Raw genomic sequence first — 21597 nt, forward strand, 5'->3', positions numbered from 1 at the left:
TGATAATCATTATCATAATAGTTTAAAGCAAATCAACTAATTCCTAGCCCTGATTTCAAGCTAAAAGCTAGCATTGTGCCGAATCAAATTCATAAACTCCTGACGAGTGCGGACATCTTCTGCAAACACTCCCCGCATTGCACTGGTGACAGTCCAAGAACCCGGTTTTTGAACACCGCGCATTACCATACACATATGCGTTGCTTCTAATACCACTGCTACGCCTCGAGGTTTCAGTAAACCTTGCAGTGCATCGGCAATTTGTATAGTCAGGCGTTCCTGAACTTGCAAACGGCGTGCATACATTTCACAAATTCGGGCAATTTTCGATAATCCTATCACCTTGCCATTAGGAATATACGCCACATGAGCGCGACCAATTATCGGTAATATATGGTGTTCGCAGGAACTAAAAATATCGATGTCTCTAACTAACACCATTTCATTGGTATCTTCTGTAAATACTGCCCCATTTAATAATTCATCCAAAGATTCATCATAGCCTTTGGTGATAAATTGCAGGGCTTTAACTACTCTTTTCGGAGTATCTTTTAAACCTTCTCTATCAGGATTTTCTCCTAAGCCGATTAACAAAGTACGTACAGCTTGAATCATGTCTGATTCTGTAACATGAGGTAATTGTTGATTGGGTAAAGCGGTAGCAGAAATTAGTTGTGGAGGAATTGAGAGAGTCATAGGTAATAAGTTGATGAATGGGCTGGTAAAGTATTAGTCAAAAAAGAGGACAAGGGTCAGGGGAAAAGACTTTATCAATACAGCGTATTTCAAGTAATTTAGTTAAGCGGGTAGGGGCAAGGCACTGTACGTGTCAACTTAAGCTAAAAGCGATATAGGGCGGGCGTTGTACAAATACCTCGCGCCCTCATCCCCTAACCCCTTCTCCCGCAGGAGAAGGGGAACTAAATCTCTTGCTCCCTTCTCCCTGCGGGAGAGGGGCTGGGGGTGAGGGCAAAAACCTTGCTACAAAGCGGGTTTCACGTTAAGTTGACACCAATGGGCACTGCCTTGCCCTTACAATTATCTGTACCTCACCAACTTGCAATCTGCTGTAATTTTCAAGGCTTCATACATGAGAAAATAGAAATTAAATGCTCAATAACTCATCTTTTTGACCTATTCTGTAATTTAGTAAAAAGTTTTTCTCATACTAAACATTCATTCAGGAGTGAGGTAACTTCTTTAGTATCTAGATTTCTACCAATTACAACTAACTGATTTTTTGGTGTAGAAAGCCATTCATCTGCATCTAATTGATAACGTGCCCCACTCAGTTGAAAAATATGTCTTAATTCACTTTCGCTGAACCACAGTATACCTTTAGCGCGAAAGACATTTGTAGGTAATTTATCAGCAAGAAAGGTTTGAAACTTACTCACATCAAAAGGGCGATCGCTCTGAAATGATATCGCTATAAATCCATCATTTTCTAAATGATGAGAGTGATGTTGATGCTCGTGGTGGTGGTCATGATGGTCATGATGATGCTCATGATTATCTGCTCCTAGTTTTGAGGTATACTCATCTACTGGAGTTAGTTCTACATCTAAAATTAAAGGTAAAGCTACTTCACCAAATCTCGTGTTAATAATTCTAGCTTCGGGTTTAACATCCTGAATATAAGCTTCTAATTCTGCTAGCTTTTGTGTGGTTGTCAGGTCAGTTTTATTCAACAGAACTACATCTGCATAGGTGATTTGTTGTAGTGCAGCATCGCTTTCATAATGCTCAGGCGTAAACGCTTCAGAATCCACTACGGTGATAATAGAATCTACTTTTGTTAAATCTCTAAGTTCTGTACCCAGAAAGGTCAGAATAATTGGCAGTGGGTCGGCAATACCAGTAGTTTCAATTACTAGATGGTCGATGCGCTCTTCTTTTTCTAAAACGCGATAAACAGCATCAACTAAGCCATCATTAATAGTACAACAAATACAGCCGTTACTCAGTTCTACCATATCTTCATCCATAGATACGAGTAGCTGACTGTCAATATTAATATCGCCAAATTCGTTAACCAAAACGGCAACTTTTAAGTCATGCTTATTCTTGAGAATTTGGTTGAGGAGAGTTGTTTTCCCACTCCCTAAAAATCCTGTAATGATTGTGACTGGCATTCCCCGTTTAGGAATATCAAGTAATCCATCGTTCGTTGCTGGCTTTGGGGCTGTGGTAGTCATAAATTCTAAGCTGATGCCAGAGATAAAATGATAACGATTCTCATTCTACCTAAAAAGTCACAATATGCAAGTCTTGGGAAAGGCAAAAAAGCTAAAAACCTTTACCCATTTCCCCTTCCCCATTCCCCTTATTTCTCCAGACGCTTATCCAGGCTTACCCTCAGAGTGATGGCTGCGATTGTCCCAAGGGGAGAAGCTTGATGATCGCATTTTTGATTAGATTAGCAATAGGCTATATTTAGGGACGATTATGACTTCTGCTGTTAAAAATTTAGTGCTAGTTGCTGGTGCTACAGGTGGAGTAGGGCAACTAGTAGTAGGTGAACTATTAGAGAAAGGCTTATCAGTTCGTGTGCTGACACGCAATGCAGAAAAAGCCCGAAAAATGTTTAATAATCAAGTGGAAATTGCTGTGGGCGATATCCGCGATGCAGCAACGCTACCAGATGCGGTGCAGAATGTTACCCATATCATCTGTAGTAGCGGTACTACAGCCTTTCCTTCTAAGAGATGGGATATTGACCCTGAACCTAATTTGCTGGAATGGGTGCAGTTGCTTACTGACCGCAAACATCTAGAAGCTAGGGCAAATAATAGTCCGCTAAAGGTTGATGCAATTGGTGTTAGCAACTTAGTAGCAGCAGCACCGCGCAATCTGCAGCGATTTGTTTTTACTTCTTCTTGTGGTATTTTGCGTAAAAATCAGTTTCCTTTTAATGTCCTCAATGCGTTTGGCATACTAGATGCCAAACAAAAAGGTGAAGAAGCAATCATTAATTCTGGGTTACCTTACACTATCATTCGTCCCGGACGCTTAATTGATGGCCCCTATACCTCATACGACCTCAACACTCTTTTGCAAGCAAAAACAGAGGGTAAATTGGGTGTAGTCATCGGTCAAGGCGATAAGCTGGCGGGTGATGCTAGCCGAATTGATGTGGCTAAAGCTTGTGTCGAAAGCATTTTTTACCCAACGACTGAAGGAAAGGTGTTTGAGTTAGCAAATCAGGGACAAAGACCGCCTGTGATTGACTGGGAAAAGCTTTTCTCTCAGCTCAGCTGATGAATCGAGTAAGTTTTAATGTTGCAATGTCTGCGACAGGCTTGTCTATGCATGTGTTATGAGGAAAAGGCTCGGCATTGTGCCAAGCCTCTTTATATCCTGGTGCTTAAACAGACATCCCAGACTACTGTATGCTGAAATTTAATCGGATTCATCTTCCCGGAGGCTGTATTTCAATATCCTCAAGGCTGAGATGGCTGGAGCAACATGACTTAATTAGTAGAATCTTGAAAATATCCACAATGCTTACAATAGGGTAAATGCTTGTAAGTTAAGTTGTGGCAATTTTGACATTCAACATATTGATAATAACCACAATGCGGACAGTGGCTATCTTGATGGCGAATTTTTTTGGCACATTTAACGCAGCGTGATTTTTGGACTCTATTAGCTGCTTGTAATTTGGCATTAAAAACAACTTGTTGAAAGAACTTAATAATTCCAAAACCAATCAGGGGAATTAGCAAGATATAAACGTAACTGATGAGGAAAAGTAGACCACCGAAAATGGCGCTAATAATATCGAAGAGGAATTGGAAGAGTACACCGACTTGCAGAAATTCAAATATTTTCAGGATGAGTGGGATAAAAAAGATGACTAGTAAATGCCAACTAATGAGCGCAACTAGTCCATATCTGCGATGTTGAGCAAAGTTGTGAACTGAGAAAGCAATGAGAATCAGGGGTATGAGAAATAAGGATTGGAAACCAAGTTGAATGCTAGGATACCAAAATGATGCTTGCTTATAGCCTTTTTCTACTTCACTAAATTTATTTTCATCTTTCAGAAAAGTTAGCAAATTAGTGCTTTCTGGTTTGGATAGTAGCCCATCTTTTAAAGTAGATATTTCATTTTTGAGCGTAGAAATTTGACGGTTATTCTGCTCTAAAGTTAGTTTGGCTTTTTCCGCGCCAACTTGATTAATTGATTGTTCACGTGGCTGTCCGGCAATTTTTTCTAAAAGCGTTGAGTCATATTGAGTGCGAATTGTCCGATTGCTTTGTTCTAGCCTACTGATATTAGCTTGTTTCTGGTCTATGCTTTTAATAGTTTGCTGATTTTCAGCATTTTTAACTTTATCTTTGGTGTCAGCATACTGCAAGCAAGTTGCAGAAACTTTACCTAAATGTCCAGTTTCAGCTTGTTGATAGCTTTGCTGAAAACTAGGCTGATTGATGTTATGTGGTAATGCTAGTCTGACAATTTCATAATCTTTATCTTTACTGGTTTGTGTCCGGTAATTTTGCCATTCTGAATAACAGGGATAAGTCTGAGAGGGGCTGAGATGCCATCTGCTAATATCATCCAGTCCTGTAAATACATTGATTAATATAAAAATATCAATCACAATAATTACTATCAAACTGACTTTATTAAGAGGTTCGTTGTTGATTGTCCAGGATGTATTAAAAAATTGGTTTAAAAGACGGCGGATTCTCGCAAGCATATTACTATTTAATAATTAGAAGTTGAGATTCAGTTGATTTTAATTGATAGTGAGCTAAATATGAATGTAAATGACATGATCAATATAAAATAATTAATTATTTGTTACATAATAATTTTGCTTTCTAATATCAATTCAAATAATGTTTGCGACACATCAATATATTCTAGAGGTCAAGGCAGTGCCTTGCCCCTACTAAGTAACCACGCAAAATTAATTACAGTCATTGCGAGCGCAGCGTAAAGCCTTCGGCATAGCTTCGCTTAACGCGTAGCGTCTCGAAGAGAAGCAATCTCAACCCTTGCGATTGCTTCATTCCGCTCCGCTCCATTCGCAATGACATTTTGTAATTAATTTTGTTTAACTACTTATCTGGCGAATTCTTTTTTCAAATTGGTATAAATTTTTCCACCAGTTACAAAAAATAAAATGCCTTGATTCATTATTTATGTATCGCCAAATTTATTGGTATTAGTATGAGATTTTGGAGAAATAAAGAGTAATAAATTAATAACTTTAATGGTGCGTTGCGCTGCGCGACAACGCACCCTACAAAATCTACTTAAGTATTATTTATGGGTATTGACTTCTTGTGGCAAAGTTTGCCAGCCATACCAGTGTTGTACTGCTAGCCAAACTGCGGAGAGTAAAGCAGCTAGGCTGAGAGTAAGTCCGCTAAATGGTACTAACAATCCAAATACGGGTATGACCGCACCCGCTAGAGTGCAAATAATAGCGGCTAAAGCAGCACGACGATTTGACCCTAATCCCCACATTAAACTTAAAAAGACAAGGGAAATCATTGTCCATACTAATGGAGGATTAATTAACCTGCCTAAATAGGTTAAAGTCAATAGACAAGCAAAGAAAATTCCGCCTGCGATCGCCACATTTTTGAGATGCATGGGTAGCGATAAATATAGTAATAATATCCACCACAAAAATATGGCTGGTGCTAACAGTAATAACCGGGGAATAATGCCAGTATTGCGAACAGGTGCAGTGTTAGTAAACACACCAAAAGGATTTTTGACGGAAACATTTTCATCAAATGCCCAAGTAAACTGGGTGTTATCTCCCTCAACTTTGGTATTGCTAGGTATCACACCACTAGCAAACTCAACTGGGCTAAAGTTTGCAATTGTGGTGAGGCGGAATTTAGAAAGCAACTGTCCAGTGGCGTTATAAACCCAACGCGGCCCGCCTTGGGCTTTATAGCTAACTTTAAAGGTAGTTTCTGCGCCTGGTTCTAAGCGGAAGGGAAAGCCATAATCACCAGGATTAGTTTGTGTTAACCGAGTACTATCTCGTTCTACTTTGTAAGCATCTAGTAGCGAATAACCATCAGGTGGTGGTGCTTCAAAAAAGAAACTATTAATCTTGGAAAGCTTATTAATAACTTTGTATTCAGCAGTGTAATCTACCAAATAAATAACGCTGCGTCCGTTAACATCTACGCTTTGCTTTAGCTTTACCTGAATTTGCGATCCAGCTAGTGCTAAATAACGATTTACTTTTTGCGTATCATTTACTTTAACTACTTTGTCTTTAACTTGAGTTGTGTAGGTGTATGGTTCTTCAGCAATGTAGCGGACTTGAGGTGCAGTTTGTTCTAGCTTATCACCAGCGACGCTTTCAGCTACTTGAGCTACTCTCGCTTGTTCCCAATGATGGTAGCGATTGCTTAAGGTTGTACATAGAAAAAACCCGACAACTACTAAAACTAAAATTAAAGCTAAATGCTGTAGACCCTTTAACAGTTGAGAATAGCGAATCGACCATTCGCCAAAGAAAACCGATTGTTCTAGAGAACTTCGCCGCAAAGAAACACTAACTAGTGCGATCGCAATTCCTAAAGCTATAACTAAAAATACAAATAACAGTGAACCTTTAAGTGCTTGGGTGCCAAATTGCACCAACTCATGAGGATGTGTTAAATCAGGTAATCCGGGAATACCTTGAGCAGCAGGATTCATGGAGGGATATTTGGATACTGTGAATCAGCAGACCGATGTATCCTAACAAAAGTTTCTGCTACTTCATCAAAATATTCACAGAAAAAACCGAATTTATCACTAAAAATCAAGGTAATTCTGGAATTCCAGAATTACCCTAACTGTTGTGAATATAAATCACTAAGTGTAACTTTGCGTAAAATAGCAAGCTGCCATTTTGGGTGGTTTTCTCTATGGGAATGAAAAGTGTTCTCTCTCACATAATCGACCTTTTCAATTTCTACATACTTCTAAAACTCCCAGCGCTAAAACGCTGACTACCAGTGCAGTAAACAATGATTTGAATGCAAAATCGATAATTTTATGAACCCCTCGGTACTGGCTTTAAAAATAGCCATGCTACAAAGAATGTAGCAGCTGTAAATAGTTGCGTTAAATCCAATGCAGATAAATAACCATCTGCAAATGAAGCAATGCTGCGATCTGTAATCCCAAACAGCCAAGATGAAAGGCCAAACAGCCAAATTCCATTCTTGAGATATCCCAGAACATCTTTAGAGTCGGATGGTTTCTGGTCGTTCATTGTCTTCTACTCCGTTGGTGAAGAATTGAGTGATTGATACAAAATCACGTTCAGAGATTTTTCACTCTTAACGGTGAAATCTATATTCTATATTAATAAATATTTCAGGATATTGACTAAACTGCCAAAAGATACATATACATTCCCTGACATTCTACCTTTTGATTTGTTACTCAGTAGTATTTTTACTAGAGCCATATATAGGCTAAATGGTTTTTTCGCTTTACAACTCTTTTCCAGTAAAAGATTATGTCTAATACACCTTAAATATAGGCAAGTGTTTACAATGAATAGCAGAGTATAAATTAATTTAGTATTTCCATTGATGTATTAACTACATCTGCCATCTGCTTAAACCTACAAATATGAGTAACTCAATAGGCTTCGTTTTACTGACTCACACGAAACCTCAGCAGATTTATCAACTAATAGCGAAGTTAAACAGGATCATCAAAGGCGGCGGGAAACCCACTCCTTCAAGAGGTGGGAGGGATAGCCCACCGTTAATTGTTCAAAGTCAACAGTTAACAGTCAACCGTCAACCGTCAACGTGAAATCCCATCCCCTTTTAGGGGTGGGATGAGCTTAACTAGTCGTGTAACATTAAATGCATTGCTTGCCAAATGGAACAGAGAACAAAAATCATGTGTGTAAATAATTCTGTTTAGGCACTTATGTAGTTCCCATTACCCATTACCCATTACCCAATCCCCAATTCCCTATCGTCTAATACCTGAGCAATCTGCCAAAATTGCTATATTCCTAGCTCAGTTTTTAGTAGTCCTCTTGCAAAAGATACTTTTGTAAACAGTGGGGATAAGGTAAAGGTTAAGGAGAAAGGGAAATTCCATTCCTTTGATTCTTCCTGCTTCCTGTTGATCCAACTTCTACATGAAGTTACACTACCAATTCGATTGAGCAGGAGTACTAACCTTTTTCAGGTGGACTCAGTATGTCCCTCTACCCACAAATAAAACAATTTCTACTCGGTAAATCATTACCAACCAGCGCACATAGTGAAGAGCGATTGAGTAATGCGGCGGCTTTAGCAGTTCTTTCTTCGGATGCGCTCTCCTCTGTGGCTTATGCAACAGAAGAAATCCTGTTAGTTTTAGTCGCAGCGGGAAGCGGCGCACTTGGTTTGTCTCTACCGATTGCGATCGCAATTATTCTCCTGCTGTGTATAGTTGTACTATCTTATCGGCAAACTATTCGCGCTTATCCTCAAGGTGGTGGTTCCTATATTGTTGCTAGAGAAAACTTGGGTCTTTATCCCGGTCTAGTAGCAGGGGGTTCACTGATGATTGACTATATATTGACAGTCACCGTCAGTATATCTGCGGGTACAGCCGCTCTCACATCAGCCGTTCCAGCGCTTAGGCCTTTCACTGTCAGTTTGTGCTTAATTTTCATTTTTCTGTTGACGCTGGCAAATCTTAGAGGTGTAAAGGAATCAGGCAGAATATTTATGATTCCTACCTATGGATTTATTGTGAGTATTTTTGTGCTGATTGCAATTGGCTTGTTCAAGCAAGTTACAGGACAAGCGATCGCAGAATATCCTCCCATTCCTGTGCAAGAAGGACTGAGCTTGTTCTTTATTTTGCGAGCATTTTCGGCTGGATGTACAGCACTCACAGGAGTAGAAGCAATTTCTGATGGTGTCTTAGCATTTAAGGAACCTGAGTGGAAAAACGCCCGCATCACCTTGCTTTATTTGGGTGGTATTCTTGGCTTGATGTTTATTGGGATCACATATTTATCAAATGTGTACCATGTTGTACCAGAAGAGGGACAAACAGTAGTATCTCTTTTAGGTAGGGAGATTTTGGGGAATAATGCATTTTATTATTTTGTGCAAATTGTCACCTTGCTAGTTTTACTATTAGCAGCAAATACCAGTTACGCAGATTTCCCTAGACTGTGTTACTTCTTGGCACGAGATGGCTTCTTACCCCGACAATTAGCCTTATTAGGCGATCGCTTAGTCTACTCTAACGGGATTATTCTCCTCAGCTTGTGTGCAGGAATTTTAGTAATTATCTTCAAAGGACAAGTTAACGCCGTTATTCCCTTATATGCGGTGGGTGTATTTACTTCCTTTACCTTATCGCAAGCTGGGATGGTGCGTCATTGGTTCCAATCGCGGGAACCGAATTGGCGTGCTAGTGCTTTCATGAATGGGTTAGGTGCGATCGCAACATTGGTGGTGCTAATAGTTATTGTTTCTACAAAGTTTCTTTTAGGCGCTTGGTTAGTTGTAGTAGCTATTCCTGTAGTAGTCGCGCTATTTTCTAGCATTCACCGTCACTATCAATACGTAGCCGAACGCCTGAGCATTCAAGGAATCGCACCTCGCAGTTATATTCCTCGCCCAAAACCAGAAGTAGTTACTCACCCAGCTGTAGTTGTGGTAGGACATCTAAATCGCGGGACAGTAGAAGCCTTAGATTATGCACGCACCATTGCAGATGAAATTGTCGCAGTCCATGTAGATATTAACGGTTCTACAGACCGCGAGAAACTGCAAGAAAAATGGCGACAATTAGAGTCAGATATTCCTTTAGAAATTATCGACTCCCCCTACCGTTCTGTAATTACTCCCATTGTCGATTTTGTGGCTCAGTTTGAAGAACGCCATCCCGATGTTTTCACTACAATTGTTATTCCTGCTTTTGTAACTCGCAACTGGTGGGATAGCATTTTGCATAACCAAACAACCCTGTTCTTAAAAACTGCTTTAAGAGCTAAAAAAAGTCGCGTTATCTCTACTGTTAGGTATTACCTATAAGTACATATAGTGCAGATAAAGCTACAAACCAAATCAGCTAACAACTAGATCAGCATAATTGTGAGTTGCATGAGTATTGGGTATTTATTTGATTTTAAATAAAGTAATGAGTCAGATATAATCCAACTTTTTGCACTCACACCATTATTCTGAATTAATTAATTACAATATCGTTAGAAAACCATCGCTAATACAATAAATTTAAATATTTAATTAGATCGTACAGTGAATTATAAATATTTACGCTTTGGTTATTGGTAATTTTCCAGAAAAATTGTTGTGAATTTGATATTAATTCTATGGAAATTGGCAAGTTATCGTGACTTTGAACAATTTGAAATCCTGCACGTTTTAAAGCACGTATCGTCCATAGCGAGGCGATATCCTCACCGATGAAATTAATATTTCCTTTGTTGTGTGTATGTAAATGAAACTCACCAGAAAAGATATCAAATTCCACACCTTCACTGCGGAAAGTATTAGCAAAAGCACCATTTAACACCAAATCTTCTGGTGCGCCAACCTGTAAAATTCCCTCATATGTTAATAACCAAACTTGATCAGCCAGCCGCAAAGCTAAATCTAAATCATGGGTAGAAAGTAAAATTGCTTGCTGAGTTTCTCGTGCTAACTGACGCAACAATTGCATAATTTCTACCCGTCGAGGTAAATCTAAAAAAGCCGTCGGTTCATCCAATAACATCACCATCGGCGACTGCGCCAAAGCACGCGCAATCATAATTTTTTGACGTTCACCGTCACTCAGTTCGCTAACTTGACGCGCCGCTAAATGTAACGCACCTACAGATTTTATCGCCCAATGGATAATCGCCTCATCTTCAGGCGTTAACCTTCCCCACCAGTCTGTATAAGGATGTCGTCCCAAACTCACCAGAGTATAAGCCGATAACATACCCACATCCACCCTTTCCGTCAGCACCAAACTCAACCGCTTGGCTAAATCCTGCGGTGCTAACTTATACATATCATCACCCAAAAGCCGCACCTCCCCCGCTAGAGGTGGTTGCATTCCGGCGAGCGATCGCAGTAAGGTAGACTTACCCGCACCATTCGGCCCCAATAAACACACCAATTCCCCAGCTTCCAGACACACAGAAATATCCCTCGCCACACACCGCACATTTTTGCGCGATATTTGATAACCGATATTCAGATTATGAGTAGTTAAAATCGCATTATTCATGATGGAAAGGATTTTTGGGAATTACGTCGCAGAATTACCCAAGTGACAACCGGAGTTCCAATCAAAGCCGTAATCGCATTTAAAGGTAAAACCATCTGACTTACCCAAAGTTGGGAAAATAAATCAGCCACCAAAGCCAAGATTCCCCCCATAATCATCACACCAGGGATTAAAATTCGATGGTCAGAACTCATAAACAGACTGCGACACAGATGAGGAATAGCCACACCCAAAAATGCGATCGGCCCGCAAAAAGCCGTAATTCCACCAGCTAAAATAGAAGCACTACTAATAATAGAAAACCTAGCTTTCTCCACCGTTAAACCCACACTCCGCGCATAAGCTTCCCCCAACAACAGCGCATTCAAAGATTTCGATTGCAATACCGCTACCAATAAACTACAAACTATCACTGGAATTAACACAATTAACTGTTTCCAAGTCACTCCAGCGAAGCTACCAAAAGTCCACATAATATAACTTTGAATCCGTTCTTTAGAGCTAAATTGCAATAAAATACTTACAATTGCACTCGTAGCATAACCAAACAATAAACCCAAAATTAGCAGCGTCATCGTCTCTTGTACTCGACGCGCCACCACTAACATTAAACCCAAAACCGCAGCCGCACCCAGACTAGCAGCTATCACCAACCCAAAATCAGTAATGATTCCCAAATCATTTAATAAAGTTGGTGTAGTTAAACTCGCAGTTAACACCACCAAAGCTACACCCAAACTTGCACCAGAACTAATTCCTAACACAAAAGGCCCCGCCAAGGGATTTTTAAACAAAGTTTGCATTTGCAAACCACTCACACCCAAAGCCGCACCAGCTAAAGTTGCAGTCAACGCTTTCGGAAGTCTAAATTTCAGAATAATATTTGCCCAAGTCGCTTTTTCAGGTTCTTGTCCCAGTAAAATATTGATAACTTCTTGAATCGGAATCGAGACAGAACCTAAAGCCAAATCTAGTAAAAATACCAAAATCAACCCGATAATTAACAGCGAAAATACTAAAGTTCTGATAGAAGTAGATTTAAAAATTATTAATAAATTAGACGGCAAATATTTAAGTAACATTATTTGCTAAATTTCCGATAATAAAACAATTGATGATTCGGTAATATTTCTGGATGCAGGATTTTAATTAAATCTGCCAGCACAATATCAGGGTTACTAATTCCCCCTTCCCAGTAATCATTACCACCATTCGCATTCACACGCCCATTGTTATTATAAAGATTGCCTGTTTTCACCGCTTGAAAATCAGCATAGCGGTTATCATCTGCGATTAAATCCTTGGCACTTTGCCAAGCTTGGCTAAAATTCAACCAATAATCAGCATTAGCTGCGCGTTCTAAAACCACTTCAAAAGAAAGCGGTAAACTACCATTAGATTTATCATCACTCCACAGATAATTTCCTCCAGCATCGGCCAGATATTTCGCTACATAACTATTACCAGCCGGCATAAACCAAGTACCTTTAAAGTTAAAGCCAACAAAGACACTCGGACGGTTTTTCACAGATTGAGCTTTTGCAGCTATTTGTGTATATCTACTCGCAATTTCATTAAATATCTTTTCTGCTTTGGCTTCTTGATTAAAAAACAAAGCGGTAAATTTTAACCATTCACTTCTCCCTAAAGGTGTATCTTCCATATACTCAGCATTTATTCCCACCTTTAACCCCGCTTCTGTGAGTTTGCCATAACTATCAGTTTGGGAATTTCCTGTACCGAAGGTTGTTACTAAGTCGGGATTTAAGGCTAATAATTTTTCGATATCTACATTGGAATTATTGCCGACTTGGGTAATATTTCCCGCTTTAATTCTCTCAACAACCTCAGGCGTATTGACTTGTTTAATATTACTCACTCCAATTAATTTATCAACTACATCTAATTTAGCTAAGTGGGGTAAATGTGTAGTTGATAAAGAAACTATAGAGTTAATGGGAACTGTAATTACTTGCGCTTGCTTAAATCCTTGGGGTGTGGGAGTTCCGCATTGGACTAAAACATATTGAAATTGAGTTTTAGCATTTTGCCAAGGGTTTTTAATGGTGACCACTTTGTAATTATTATGATATTCTACCGCCAAACCTCTGGCGTGGGTGATTTTGATTTTATTGGGAAAGTAATCTTGGTTAGGGTTATAGTTGGGGGTGCAGGTGTTAGTTGATGTGTGAATTGTGGTGTGATGACAGGCGATGATGAGGGTGGCTATGAGGCATAGTTGACAGAGGAAAATGATTGATTTTTGGTGAGGGAGTTTTATCATTTTTATCTCACGCAGAGGCGCAGAGAGAGAGAGAGTTAGGGAGTTTGGGGTGGGTAGAGGTTTTCGGTGATTTTGTTACCTTTAATGAGGTGTTCGTTGACGATATTTTCGGCAACATTGGGGTTAACGCGAGTGTACCAAGTTCTATCATTGGAATAAAAAACAACTGGGCCGAGTTGACAGACTTCTAAACAGCCAGAGGTTCTAACTTCGATGTCTAAACCTGCATTTTCTACTGCTGATTTTAAAGCATCAAATGTAGGTTGCCATTTGCGAGAAGGTAGACAGCGTGTAGAGGTACAAACTGAGATATAAGAATGTTTGAGAGGATTTTTGGTAAATGGTATTGGTTTTTTACCTAATACATAAATATCACGCAAATCTTGATAAAGAGCTAACTTATCTAGATTTGGTTTCCCCTCCGGTAATAAATTTTCTCCATCTACCAAAGGATTAGGTAACAAAATCGTCATCAATTGTTCATTCGCACCATTCCAAAACTGAATACCCCAACTTCTAGGATTTCCTTCTGGGTTAAACCGCCGATAAAAAGCAGCACGAGAAACTAAACGTTGCTTCCTCACTTCCACAGGAGTTTTACACAAAGGGCCGCCAAAATTAGTATCAATACATAAATGTAAATGCCATCCCTCAGTAGCCACCGTCAAATAGCCATCATAGAGAATACAAAGCTTTGGTGGTGCATTAAATTCCAATTCTAAAACACTACCTTGAACAATATGAGCAATCCCAACCTGCTGCCAATTCTGTTCAAACAAAGTATAAACTAACGATGCTAAAACATCACTCCCACAATCAAAATATTCATACTCAATAAACCCCCCCGTAGCTAAATCTTCCTTAACTACCTCATTAACTGGTGTCACCCAACAATTAAACTCACTCATTTATAACTCTCCTTTGCGTGAAAAAACTCTTTAAAACCGAGAACTCAACCCAACCTGAAAAACCCTCCCCCCATCAGGATAACCAGGAAACAACTGATAACGCTGATCAAACAGATTATCCAAACTCCCAGTTAAAATTAAACTATCACTAATAGGTACACGCATCTTTAAATCAAAAGTAGTATACCCCGAAAGAAACTCCGTATTAATATTATTAGTAGGATACCCATTTAAAGAATTCATCAACACACCAAAATACCAACCTTTAGCATTTTCATAAGACACACCCAAATTTAATTTATCTGCACCTGCAAACCGCAACTCCTTATCAATTTCCGCCGGATTAGCACTTGCTAAAATACGCGGATCGTTCGCCGTATAATTAACAAAAGTATAAACATTCCTCGCTATTTGTAAATTTAACGAAGCCTCAATTCCCGTAGTTTCTACTAACCCGATATTTTCCCAAGTTCCTGTATTACCATTTACAGGTGGGATTAAACTTTTGAAGGCAATTGTATCAGAAACAAGGTTTCTAAAAAATGTCAGCCTCAACAAACCAATATTCCCTAACTTTTGGTCAATCCCCACATCAAAACTATCTCCTTGTTCTGGCTTGAGGTCAGGATTACCAATGTTAGTAGGATTAGTATTAAATAAATTAGCTATGGTTGGAGCGCGGAAGTTTCTGATATAGTTAGCTCGGAGTGTAGTTGAATCTGATACCGCTAACTTTGCCCCTACAGATGGCGAAGTAAACGAACCATTGACCAAACTACTAAAATCTTGCCGCACTCCCAAATTCATACTAAAACTAGGAGAAAAGTTAATTTCATATCTCCCAAAAATTGCCCCTTGACCTATAGCATCATCATAATTTTCTCTGGTAATATTTGTTCCATAATTAAATGTGGTGTTGCGTACATTGGTATTCCGATAATCAAAGCCATAAACTAAGGTCTGATTCTTCGCAATGTTCCAGTTATGGGTAACTTGAAGACCATAGGAATCTTGTTTGGTATCAAAGCGGTTTTGGGATGTAATTGCGCCACTGCGATTATCAAAACGAGTGTTGAGAAAATCAGCGTAAACTCTCGCTGTTAAAAGTGAATCATCGCCGCTACCTAATTTGGAGTTCCAGGTTAAATCAGTGAGAACTTGGTCTGTGTATTTACGATTATTATCGGTGAGAGTGTTAAAAAATCCCTGTCCAAATTGAGGTACAGGAATGGGTACGCCTCCTGGTACTCCCTGTTCTTTACCTAAATATAAGGTGGAGAGAGTTAAGGTGTTACGTTTTCCTAAATTTGCTTCTAATTTGACATTAAAGTTATTAAAGAGTGCGTCATTATTCGTTCTTGTCCCCTCAAAGTTAGCTTCAGGAATACGAAAGCGATAATTATTTTGTGCTTGAGTCCGGCTATATCCAACTAACCAAGATATATCACCGGATTTTCCACTATTTTGAATACTTTGTTGGTTCAATCCATAGGAACCAAAATTAACTTTGGTGTCTGTGGTAATTTGCTCTGTAGGACGACGGGTAACAATATTAATTACCCCACCTATTGCATCTGAACCATAAAGAGTTGAACCACCTCCGGGTAAGACTTCGACTCTTTCAATATTGTTCGTGGTAAATTCTGATAAATCGAAACCACCACCACCTAAATTATTAATTGGTCTACCATCCAATAAGATTAAGACTTGTCCGGTATTAGAACCGCGAATAAATTGGCCACTTAAAGCGTTTACTTCTGTCCCAACTGTACCGTCACCTAAAATACCAGGAAGAAATCGCAGTGCTTCTCTGACAGTTCTTGCACCTTGCGCTTCCATTTCTTCGCCGGTAATGACATACACCGGACGGGTGGAATCTTTGACTGTTCCCTCGCGGCGAAAAGGGGAAAATACAGGTTCATTGAGGAGTTTGTCAATAACTGTCAGTTCAATATCTGGTTCTTTCTCTTCTGCTTGTGCAATTTCTGTGGCGATGATGCTGGAATTTTCCCACAGCATCCCTGTGGTGATAGTCACGCTAGAGATGATAAGTTGAGTTCCCCATCTGGCGATAAGTTGATTACGCATTGGTAATTTCAGCCACCTGTATAACTAAAAAAATTGGTCGTGAGTGAAGATGAGAGGTTTTTTGCAAAAACTCTCAGCCAGGAGGAAAATATGATAATGATTATTATTATCATTTTGGACAGCAATTTACAAGAGATTAGGGGCGGGTTTACAGATATGTATCGATGATGAACAGGGATATTGCTTCACCTGCCCCTACTACTGGTGTTGGATTAAGGGACTTCCAATTAAAAAAATATCCCATTGCTATTGTTGACTGTTGACGGTTCACGGTTAACAGTCAACAGTGAACGGAATAATTTATTTTTTGGAGTTTCCTAACAGCAATTACGGTGGAATTTTGCCCATTTACTGAGGGGTGGTATTTTAGCTAAGATGCCTGTTTTTAAAGCTTCTGGACGTTCTGACCAAGGTAGTAAACCATTGGGGTTTGTGTAGTATTGAATAGCACATTGCAGAATAGCAGATGCATTATCATCGACTGCTAAATTGCCAAAAAGATAGGTGAGTTTCTCTTGTGCTTGGAAGGCGATAACGCAAGCATGACTGCAAGCACTCATACATTCAACACCTTGAATGGAGAATTGATTTTGCAATTCCCAATCTTGTGCAAGTTGTTGCAGTTGCTGTAATAGCAGATGTCCGCCACTTTCACCAACCCGCTTGCCATCTTGCCACACACTAGCGCAGGTTGTGCAGACGAATAAAGTATGTTGTTTGTTGTTCATTAATTTTGAAATATTGCTGATGAAGACAAGAAATGCACACTAGAGTTGTCAGGTTGGCGTGTAGTATGGGTGCAAACCTGCCTAGATATCATGTAAATATGCGAAGGCCAAGGTTAGGATACAAATGGGTTTTCAGGCTTGTATCTATAACCTTGTGTCAGTATGAATATTTGTAGGTAAAAGTCTACAATCTCATAGCAATTGCGATCGCGTGGCTTGGATCTGCAACTATGAGAAAGTGACACTTCTTAATGAAAAGAGTATTAGCAAAGTTCATCTGTACCTCGCAGATGGGAGTTGGTGGTAATTTCGGCGGGCATTCTGACTTTGAAGCAAGAACTTCATTACAGCTGCGGGACAGTGCTGGATTTACACCAGTCTTTCCCCGTTACCTCTGATGGCTGCTCCCCATTAGAACCGAATTGATACTGGAGGAATAATACCACAGCAATGAGCTAAATTGCGCCAGCTACTTAAAAGTAATCCACAATTTACCAAAATTAGTAAAATCGTAGACTGAGAAAGGTCAATTATATACCTTGTTTATCAATCCATTAATCCTGATGTTAATGTTTAATCGGAATTTCAATCACAAATTCTGTACCTTGTCCGGGTTGGGAAGAACATCTAAGCTGACCATGATGTTTTTCAACTACTATTTGATAGCTGATAGATAACCCCAAGCCTGTACCTTTCCCTACTTCTTTTGTAGTAAAAAATGGTTCAAAAATACGAGTTCTGATTTCTTCGGGAATGCCTAAGCCATTATCAGCTATTTTAATGACAATGTGGCTATTTAAGGTTTGCGTACTAATCCAAATATTTAAAGGAGTATTTGGAGGCTCTATTGATGAATGTAAATATCTCTTATTTATGTTTTTAAATTTTTCTTCTAAAGCATCAACGCTATTACTCAAGAGATTCATTATCACTTGATTGATTTGCGCGGGATAGCATTCAACTAAAGGTAAAATGCCATATTCTTTCACAATAGAAATTGGTGGGCGCTCTTTATGATTTTTGAAGCGATGTCCTAAGATGAGCAAAGTACTATCTAAGCCTTCATGAATATCGACTAACTTCAATTCACCTTCATCTGTACGCGAGAAGTTTCGCAATGATAGTACAATCTGGTCGATTCTGTCGGTGCCTATCTTCATTGAATCGATAGTTTTGGGTAAATCTTTGATGATAAATTCCAATTCTTTACGATTAATTTGTTTCTGAATCTCTGGAAATAATGAATCATGTTGCCAATAAAGATTGACAACTTTCAAGAGTTCGTCAGTATACTCATTTAAATGTACAAGATTACCAGAAATAAAAGTTACAGGATTGTTTATTTCATGAGCAACTCCAGCAATTAATTGCCCTAAACCAGCCATTTTTTCGCCTTGAATTAAACGCGATTGAGTTTGTTTTAATTCCTGTAGAGCTTGAGTTAATTCTAAAGTTTGACGTTTGGTTTGCTCAAGTAATTCTCCTTGTTGAAGTGCAATCCCTAATTGCACGCCTACTTGCGCCAGTAAATTAATTTCTTCATCTTTCCAATAACGGGGTTGGGAATTTTGATAAGCAACTAATAATCCCCATAATTTTTCTCCTTGACGAATCGGCACAAAAGTTTCGTTACGAGGAAGTTCATTATCGTCATCAGTACTAGCAAAGTCTTCGATGATCATTGGTTGGGCTTGTGTCATCGGTTTCCAACCATCCTTGAAAGAATCGGCTACAAATTTACCACTCCAATCTGAGTTAAAGCGGTAGATAGCAATCCGCTCAACTTCTAGTAACTCGAGAACTGCTTGAGTAGTAGTTTTAAAAATAGTTTGAATATCGAGAGATTGCCGAATTTTATCAATAGTTGCAGCTAGCAATTTTTGCCTTTCCATAGCTTTTTCTCGTTCTTTAGCTTCTGCTAACTGAACTGCTTGCATTTGAAACTGCTTTAAATAAGAATCTTGTTTTAAGGCTACTCCTAATTGTTCGGCTATTTGACTGACAAATTCAATTTCTGAAGTTTGCCAATTGCGAGGTGCGTCACATTGATGAATGCAAAGTAATCCCCAGAGTTCACCTTGCTTTAACAGAGGTGCAACCATATTGGCACGCACTTGGAATCTGGCTAAGATTTTGATATAGCAGTCTTTAAATTTTTCTTGATAAATATCTGCAACTGTATTAACTCGACCTTGGGCGTAAAGGGAAGCAAATTGTTCGCTAAAACAATGATCATAAACTTTTTCTTTGATTGCAGAAATAAAATCGGGAGCTACATCTTCGTAGATAAATTCTCCTGCCCAATCTGATAAAGGATCGAAGCGGAAAACACCAACTCGGCTAGCTTTTAGCAGTTGTCGCACTTCGCTAACAGAAGTTTGAAAGATTTTCTCTAAATCTAAAGATTCACGAATTCTGGCAATTACACCAGTTAATGTTTTTTGCTGTTCTGTTTGGTATCTTGCTTCTAATAAAAGTTCGTTATGTCGTAAAGCGACTCCTAAATTTTCCCCAATTTGGCTGACAAATTCAATTTCTGAAGCTTGCCAATTGCGCGGATTACGACATTGATGCACACACAGTAAGCCCCATAAAGTGCCTCGTTTGAGTAAAGGAACTACCAGTTGAGCGCGCACCTGAAATTTGCTGAGAATTGCTAGATGAGCTTCACTTAATCCCTCTGTGAAAATATCCGCGATCGCTTTGACTTTTCCTTGTTGATAATAAGTCGTAAATTGTTCTCCAAAGGAATTGTCGGAGGTTTTAGCAGCGATTATTGATTCCCAGTTCGCTGCAACATCCTCAGAAATAAATTCTCCTTGGGAATCTTTTTGCGAATCAAAACAAAAGACTGCTACTCTATCTGCTTGCAGCATTTGCCGCACTTGTGTAACTGTAGTCTGGAAGATGACATCTAAATCCAAAGATTCGCGAATGCGGGTAATAACGCTGGTTAATGTTTTTTGTTGCTCTGCTTGATATTGAGCTTGGGCAAATAACTGATGATGTCGTAAGGCTAACCCAATTTGTGTACTGATTTTGGTTAGCGATTCCACTTCGTAAGATTGCCAGCGTCTGGGTGAGGAATTTTGATAAGCGCCAATGATTCCCCATAATTTATCTCCTTGGAGAATGGGAGCAGTAGCAAAAGCTTTTGCTTGAAATTGTTCTAACAGCGCAACGTGACAATCAGATAATCCTGCTTGATAAATATCATTAATGGTAAATGTTTCGTTGTTAATGTAGCGTCCGCCTTGATTTTGCTGTAAATAAGTATCCGCGATCGCAGTTTCTACACCCACTAAAGGTATCCAGCCTTCCGCAAATGATTCCGCCACAAATTTACCACTCCAATCGGCATTGAAGCGAAAGATTGCGACTCTGTCAGCTTGCAGCAGCTGGCGGATTTCTAGTGTTGTCATTGCAAAGATGCTTTCGATATCCAAGGGGGAACGAATTTTATCGACAATCTGAGCAATTACCTGATCGCGTTGGGCTGCTTGTGCTAATTTTGCAGCTTGTAATTGTGCTTCACGCAAGTGTTTTGCTTGTTGAATTGCAACAGTTAAATGATTGGCAATTTGGCAAATAAATTCAATGTCCGATTCTTTCCAGTAACGAGGCTCATTGCACTGATGAATACAAAGCAAGCCCCACACTTCTTGCTCCTGTAATAACGGCACAACCAAGTTAGCGCGTACCTGAAATTGACTAAAAATTTCTACATAGCAATTATTGAATCCAGCATCATAAATATCAGTAACGGCTTGCACCTGTCCTTGTTGATACTGAGTAGCAAAGTGTTCTCCAAAACAATTGCTATGTACTTTAGTTCCGATTATCGAGTCCCAGCCAGGTGCGATCGCTTCACAAACGAATTCACCTTCCCACTCTATTTGATGATTAAACTGGAATACTGCTACACGGTCTGCATTCAGTAATTGCAGCACTGCTGTCACAGTAGTTTGAAAAATTGTTTCTAGGTCAAGTGACTCCCGAATTCGCACAATGACATTGGCTAAGGCTTTCTGTTGCTCTAGTTGTGCTTGCAGTTCAGTACTTGACAATAGAATTTCATTTTCCGTGGAAGTTGAATTAAGTGTCATGGCTCTGATTTTGGGAATTGTGAGAACAAAATGTTTTCTCCCAAACTTCTCGAAAATGCACAACTGCAAAATTGTTAATAGTTGCCAATTCTTAGCCCCCTGTTTCAGGGTCTAATTATTTTGAGAAGATGGTCATTGTATATAGTTCCCTTTTATTGATGAAATTAACGCCAAACACTCAAACTTCTGAGATTTTTACTCAATAAAATAATTGCTTTTTTTGTCATCTAGCTGAGGTATG

General features: G+C 39.2%; 15 protein-coding genes and 1 riboswitch. Of the genes, 3 read left to right on the forward strand and 12 right to left on the reverse strand.

The genetic code is table 11. The features are described 5' to 3' along the window. Nucleotides 1-60: 60 nt before the first annotated feature. Both folE and HGR01_RS25410 read right to left on the reverse strand, forming a co-directional pair. The gene (gene folE, locus HGR01_RS25405; protein WP_045871306.1) at nucleotides 61-696 is read right to left on the reverse strand and encodes a GTP cyclohydrolase I FolE; all 636 of its coding nucleotides are present in this window, start codon (nucleotides 694-696) and stop codon (nucleotides 61-63) included. Between the two features lie 467 nt (nucleotides 697-1163). Next, entirely contained in the window at nucleotides 1164-2198 is a 1035-nt protein-coding gene (locus HGR01_RS25410; RefSeq protein WP_045871305.1) for a CobW family GTP-binding protein, read from the reverse strand. A gap of 250 nt (nucleotides 2199-2448) precedes the next feature. Here HGR01_RS25410 and HGR01_RS25415 point away from each other — a divergent pair, with 250 nt between their 5' ends. Then, nucleotides 2449-3261: an SDR family oxidoreductase gene (locus HGR01_RS25415; protein ID WP_045871304.1), complete on the forward strand. Its 813-nt coding sequence runs from the start codon at nucleotides 2449-2451 to the stop codon at nucleotides 3259-3261. Nucleotides 3262-3473: 212 nt separating this feature from the next. Here HGR01_RS25415 and HGR01_RS25420 read toward each other — a convergent pair whose 3' ends face one another. From HGR01_RS25420 to HGR01_RS25430, 3 genes are all read right to left on the reverse strand, one after another. Further along, the gene (locus HGR01_RS25420) at nucleotides 3474-4709 is read right to left on the reverse strand and encodes a membrane protein (protein ID WP_045871303.1); all 1236 of its coding nucleotides are present in this window, start codon (nucleotides 4707-4709) and stop codon (nucleotides 3474-3476) included. A 569-nt stretch (nucleotides 4710-5278) separates the two neighbouring features. Then, a complete protein-coding gene (locus HGR01_RS25425; protein WP_045871302.1) occupies nucleotides 5279-6685 on the reverse strand; it encodes a DUF456 domain-containing protein in 1407 nt (468 codons plus the stop codon). A gap of 340 nt (nucleotides 6686-7025) precedes the next feature. Further along, on the reverse strand, nucleotides 7026-7247 hold the full coding sequence (locus HGR01_RS25430) for a hypothetical protein (protein WP_045871301.1): 222 nt from the start codon (nucleotides 7245-7247) through the stop codon (nucleotides 7026-7028). A 365-nt stretch (nucleotides 7248-7612) separates the two neighbouring features. Between HGR01_RS25430 and HGR01_RS25435 the strand changes: the two genes are divergently transcribed. Continuing rightward, nucleotides 7613-7801, forward strand: coding sequence for a hypothetical protein (locus tag HGR01_RS25435; protein ID WP_168160992.1), 189 nt, complete (start codon nucleotides 7613-7615; stop codon nucleotides 7799-7801). Nucleotides 7802-8199: 398 nt separating this feature from the next. After that, nucleotides 8200-10038 (forward strand): APC family permease, encoded by a 1839-nt coding sequence (locus tag HGR01_RS25440; protein WP_045871300.1) that lies wholly within the window; start codon nucleotides 8200-8202, stop codon nucleotides 10036-10038. Between the two features lie 187 nt (nucleotides 10039-10225). Here HGR01_RS25440 and HGR01_RS25445 read toward each other — a convergent pair whose 3' ends face one another. From HGR01_RS25445 to HGR01_RS25475, 7 genes are all read right to left on the reverse strand, one after another. After that, entirely contained in the window at nucleotides 10226-11242 is a 1017-nt protein-coding gene (locus tag HGR01_RS25445; protein ID WP_045871299.1) for an ABC transporter ATP-binding protein, read from the reverse strand. Then, a complete protein-coding gene (locus tag HGR01_RS25450; RefSeq protein ID WP_096621785.1) occupies nucleotides 11239-12324 on the reverse strand; it encodes a FecCD family ABC transporter permease in 1086 nt (361 codons plus the stop codon). Before HGR01_RS25450 ends, HGR01_RS25445 begins: the two co-directional genes overlap by 4 nt. Further along, nucleotides 12324-13526 (reverse strand): ABC transporter substrate-binding protein, encoded by a 1203-nt coding sequence (locus HGR01_RS25455; RefSeq protein WP_096621788.1) that lies wholly within the window; start codon nucleotides 13524-13526, stop codon nucleotides 12324-12326. Before HGR01_RS25455 ends, HGR01_RS25450 begins: the two co-directional genes overlap by 1 nt. Nucleotides 13527-13561: 35 nt before the next feature. After that, nucleotides 13562-14434, reverse strand: a complete 873-nt coding sequence (locus tag HGR01_RS25460; RefSeq protein WP_045871297.1) for a (2Fe-2S) ferredoxin domain-containing protein — start codon at nucleotides 14432-14434, stop codon at nucleotides 13562-13564. A 30-nt stretch (nucleotides 14435-14464) separates the two neighbouring features. Beyond that, nucleotides 14465-16522, reverse strand: coding sequence for a TonB-dependent receptor plug domain-containing protein (locus tag HGR01_RS25465; RefSeq protein WP_045871296.1), 2058 nt, complete (start codon nucleotides 16520-16522; stop codon nucleotides 14465-14467). A 317-nt stretch (nucleotides 16523-16839) separates the two neighbouring features. Beyond that, on the reverse strand, nucleotides 16840-17250 hold the full coding sequence (locus HGR01_RS25470; RefSeq protein ID WP_045871295.1) for a DUF1636 family protein: 411 nt from the start codon (nucleotides 17248-17250) through the stop codon (nucleotides 16840-16842). Nucleotides 17251-17543: 293 nt separating this feature from the next. Beyond that, nucleotides 17544-17687: riboswitch (cobalamin riboswitch) on the reverse strand. A gap of 129 nt (nucleotides 17688-17816) precedes the next feature. Further along, a complete protein-coding gene (locus tag HGR01_RS25475) occupies nucleotides 17817-21356 on the reverse strand; it encodes a GAF domain-containing protein (protein ID WP_045871294.1) in 3540 nt (1179 codons plus the stop codon). Nucleotides 21357-21597 lie beyond the last annotated feature (241 nt).

It is taken from the genome of Tolypothrix sp. PCC 7712, from assembly GCF_025860405.1.
GTDB classification, from domain to species: domain Bacteria; phylum Cyanobacteriota; class Cyanobacteriia; order Cyanobacteriales; family Nostocaceae; genus Aulosira; species Aulosira diplosiphon.

Excerpts from the sequence above, each read along its gene's own strand:
- folE (WP_045871306.1), bottom strand. The coding sequence starts at position 696 with ATGACTCTCTCAATTCCTCCACAACTAATTTCTGCTACCGCTTTACCC.
- HGR01_RS25410 (WP_045871305.1), bottom strand. The coding sequence starts at position 2,198 with ATGACTACCACAGCCCCAAAGCCAGCAACGAACGATGGATTACTTGAT.
- HGR01_RS25415 (WP_045871304.1), top strand. The coding sequence starts at position 2,449 with ATGACTTCTGCTGTTAAAAATTTAGTGCTAGTTGCTGGTGCTACAGGT.
- HGR01_RS25420 (WP_045871303.1), bottom strand. The coding sequence starts at position 4,709 with ATGCTTGCGAGAATCCGCCGTCTTTTAAACCAATTTTTTAATACATCC.
- HGR01_RS25425 (WP_045871302.1), bottom strand. The coding sequence starts at position 6,685 with ATGAATCCTGCTGCTCAAGGTATTCCCGGATTACCTGATTTAACACAT.
- HGR01_RS25430 (WP_045871301.1), bottom strand. The coding sequence starts at position 7,247 with ATGAACGACCAGAAACCATCCGACTCTAAAGATGTTCTGGGATATCTC.
- HGR01_RS25435 (WP_168160992.1), top strand. The coding sequence starts at position 7,613 with ATGAGTAACTCAATAGGCTTCGTTTTACTGACTCACACGAAACCTCAG.
- HGR01_RS25440 (WP_045871300.1), top strand. The coding sequence starts at position 8,200 with ATGTCCCTCTACCCACAAATAAAACAATTTCTACTCGGTAAATCATTA.
- HGR01_RS25445 (WP_045871299.1), bottom strand. The coding sequence starts at position 11,242 with ATGAATAATGCGATTTTAACTACTCATAATCTGAATATCGGTTATCAA.
- HGR01_RS25450 (WP_096621785.1), bottom strand. The coding sequence starts at position 12,324 with ATGTTACTTAAATATTTGCCGTCTAATTTATTAATAATTTTTAAATCT.
- HGR01_RS25455 (WP_096621788.1), bottom strand. The coding sequence starts at position 13,526 with ATGATAAAACTCCCTCACCAAAAATCAATCATTTTCCTCTGTCAACTA.
- HGR01_RS25460 (WP_045871297.1), bottom strand. The coding sequence starts at position 14,434 with ATGAGTGAGTTTAATTGTTGGGTGACACCAGTTAATGAGGTAGTTAAG.
- HGR01_RS25465 (WP_045871296.1), bottom strand. The coding sequence starts at position 16,522 with ATGCGTAATCAACTTATCGCCAGATGGGGAACTCAACTTATCATCTCT.
- HGR01_RS25470 (WP_045871295.1), bottom strand. The coding sequence starts at position 17,250 with ATGAACAACAAACAACATACTTTATTCGTCTGCACAACCTGCGCTAGT.
- HGR01_RS25475 (WP_045871294.1), bottom strand. The coding sequence starts at position 21,356 with ATGACACTTAATTCAACTTCCACGGAAAATGAAATTCTATTGTCAAGT.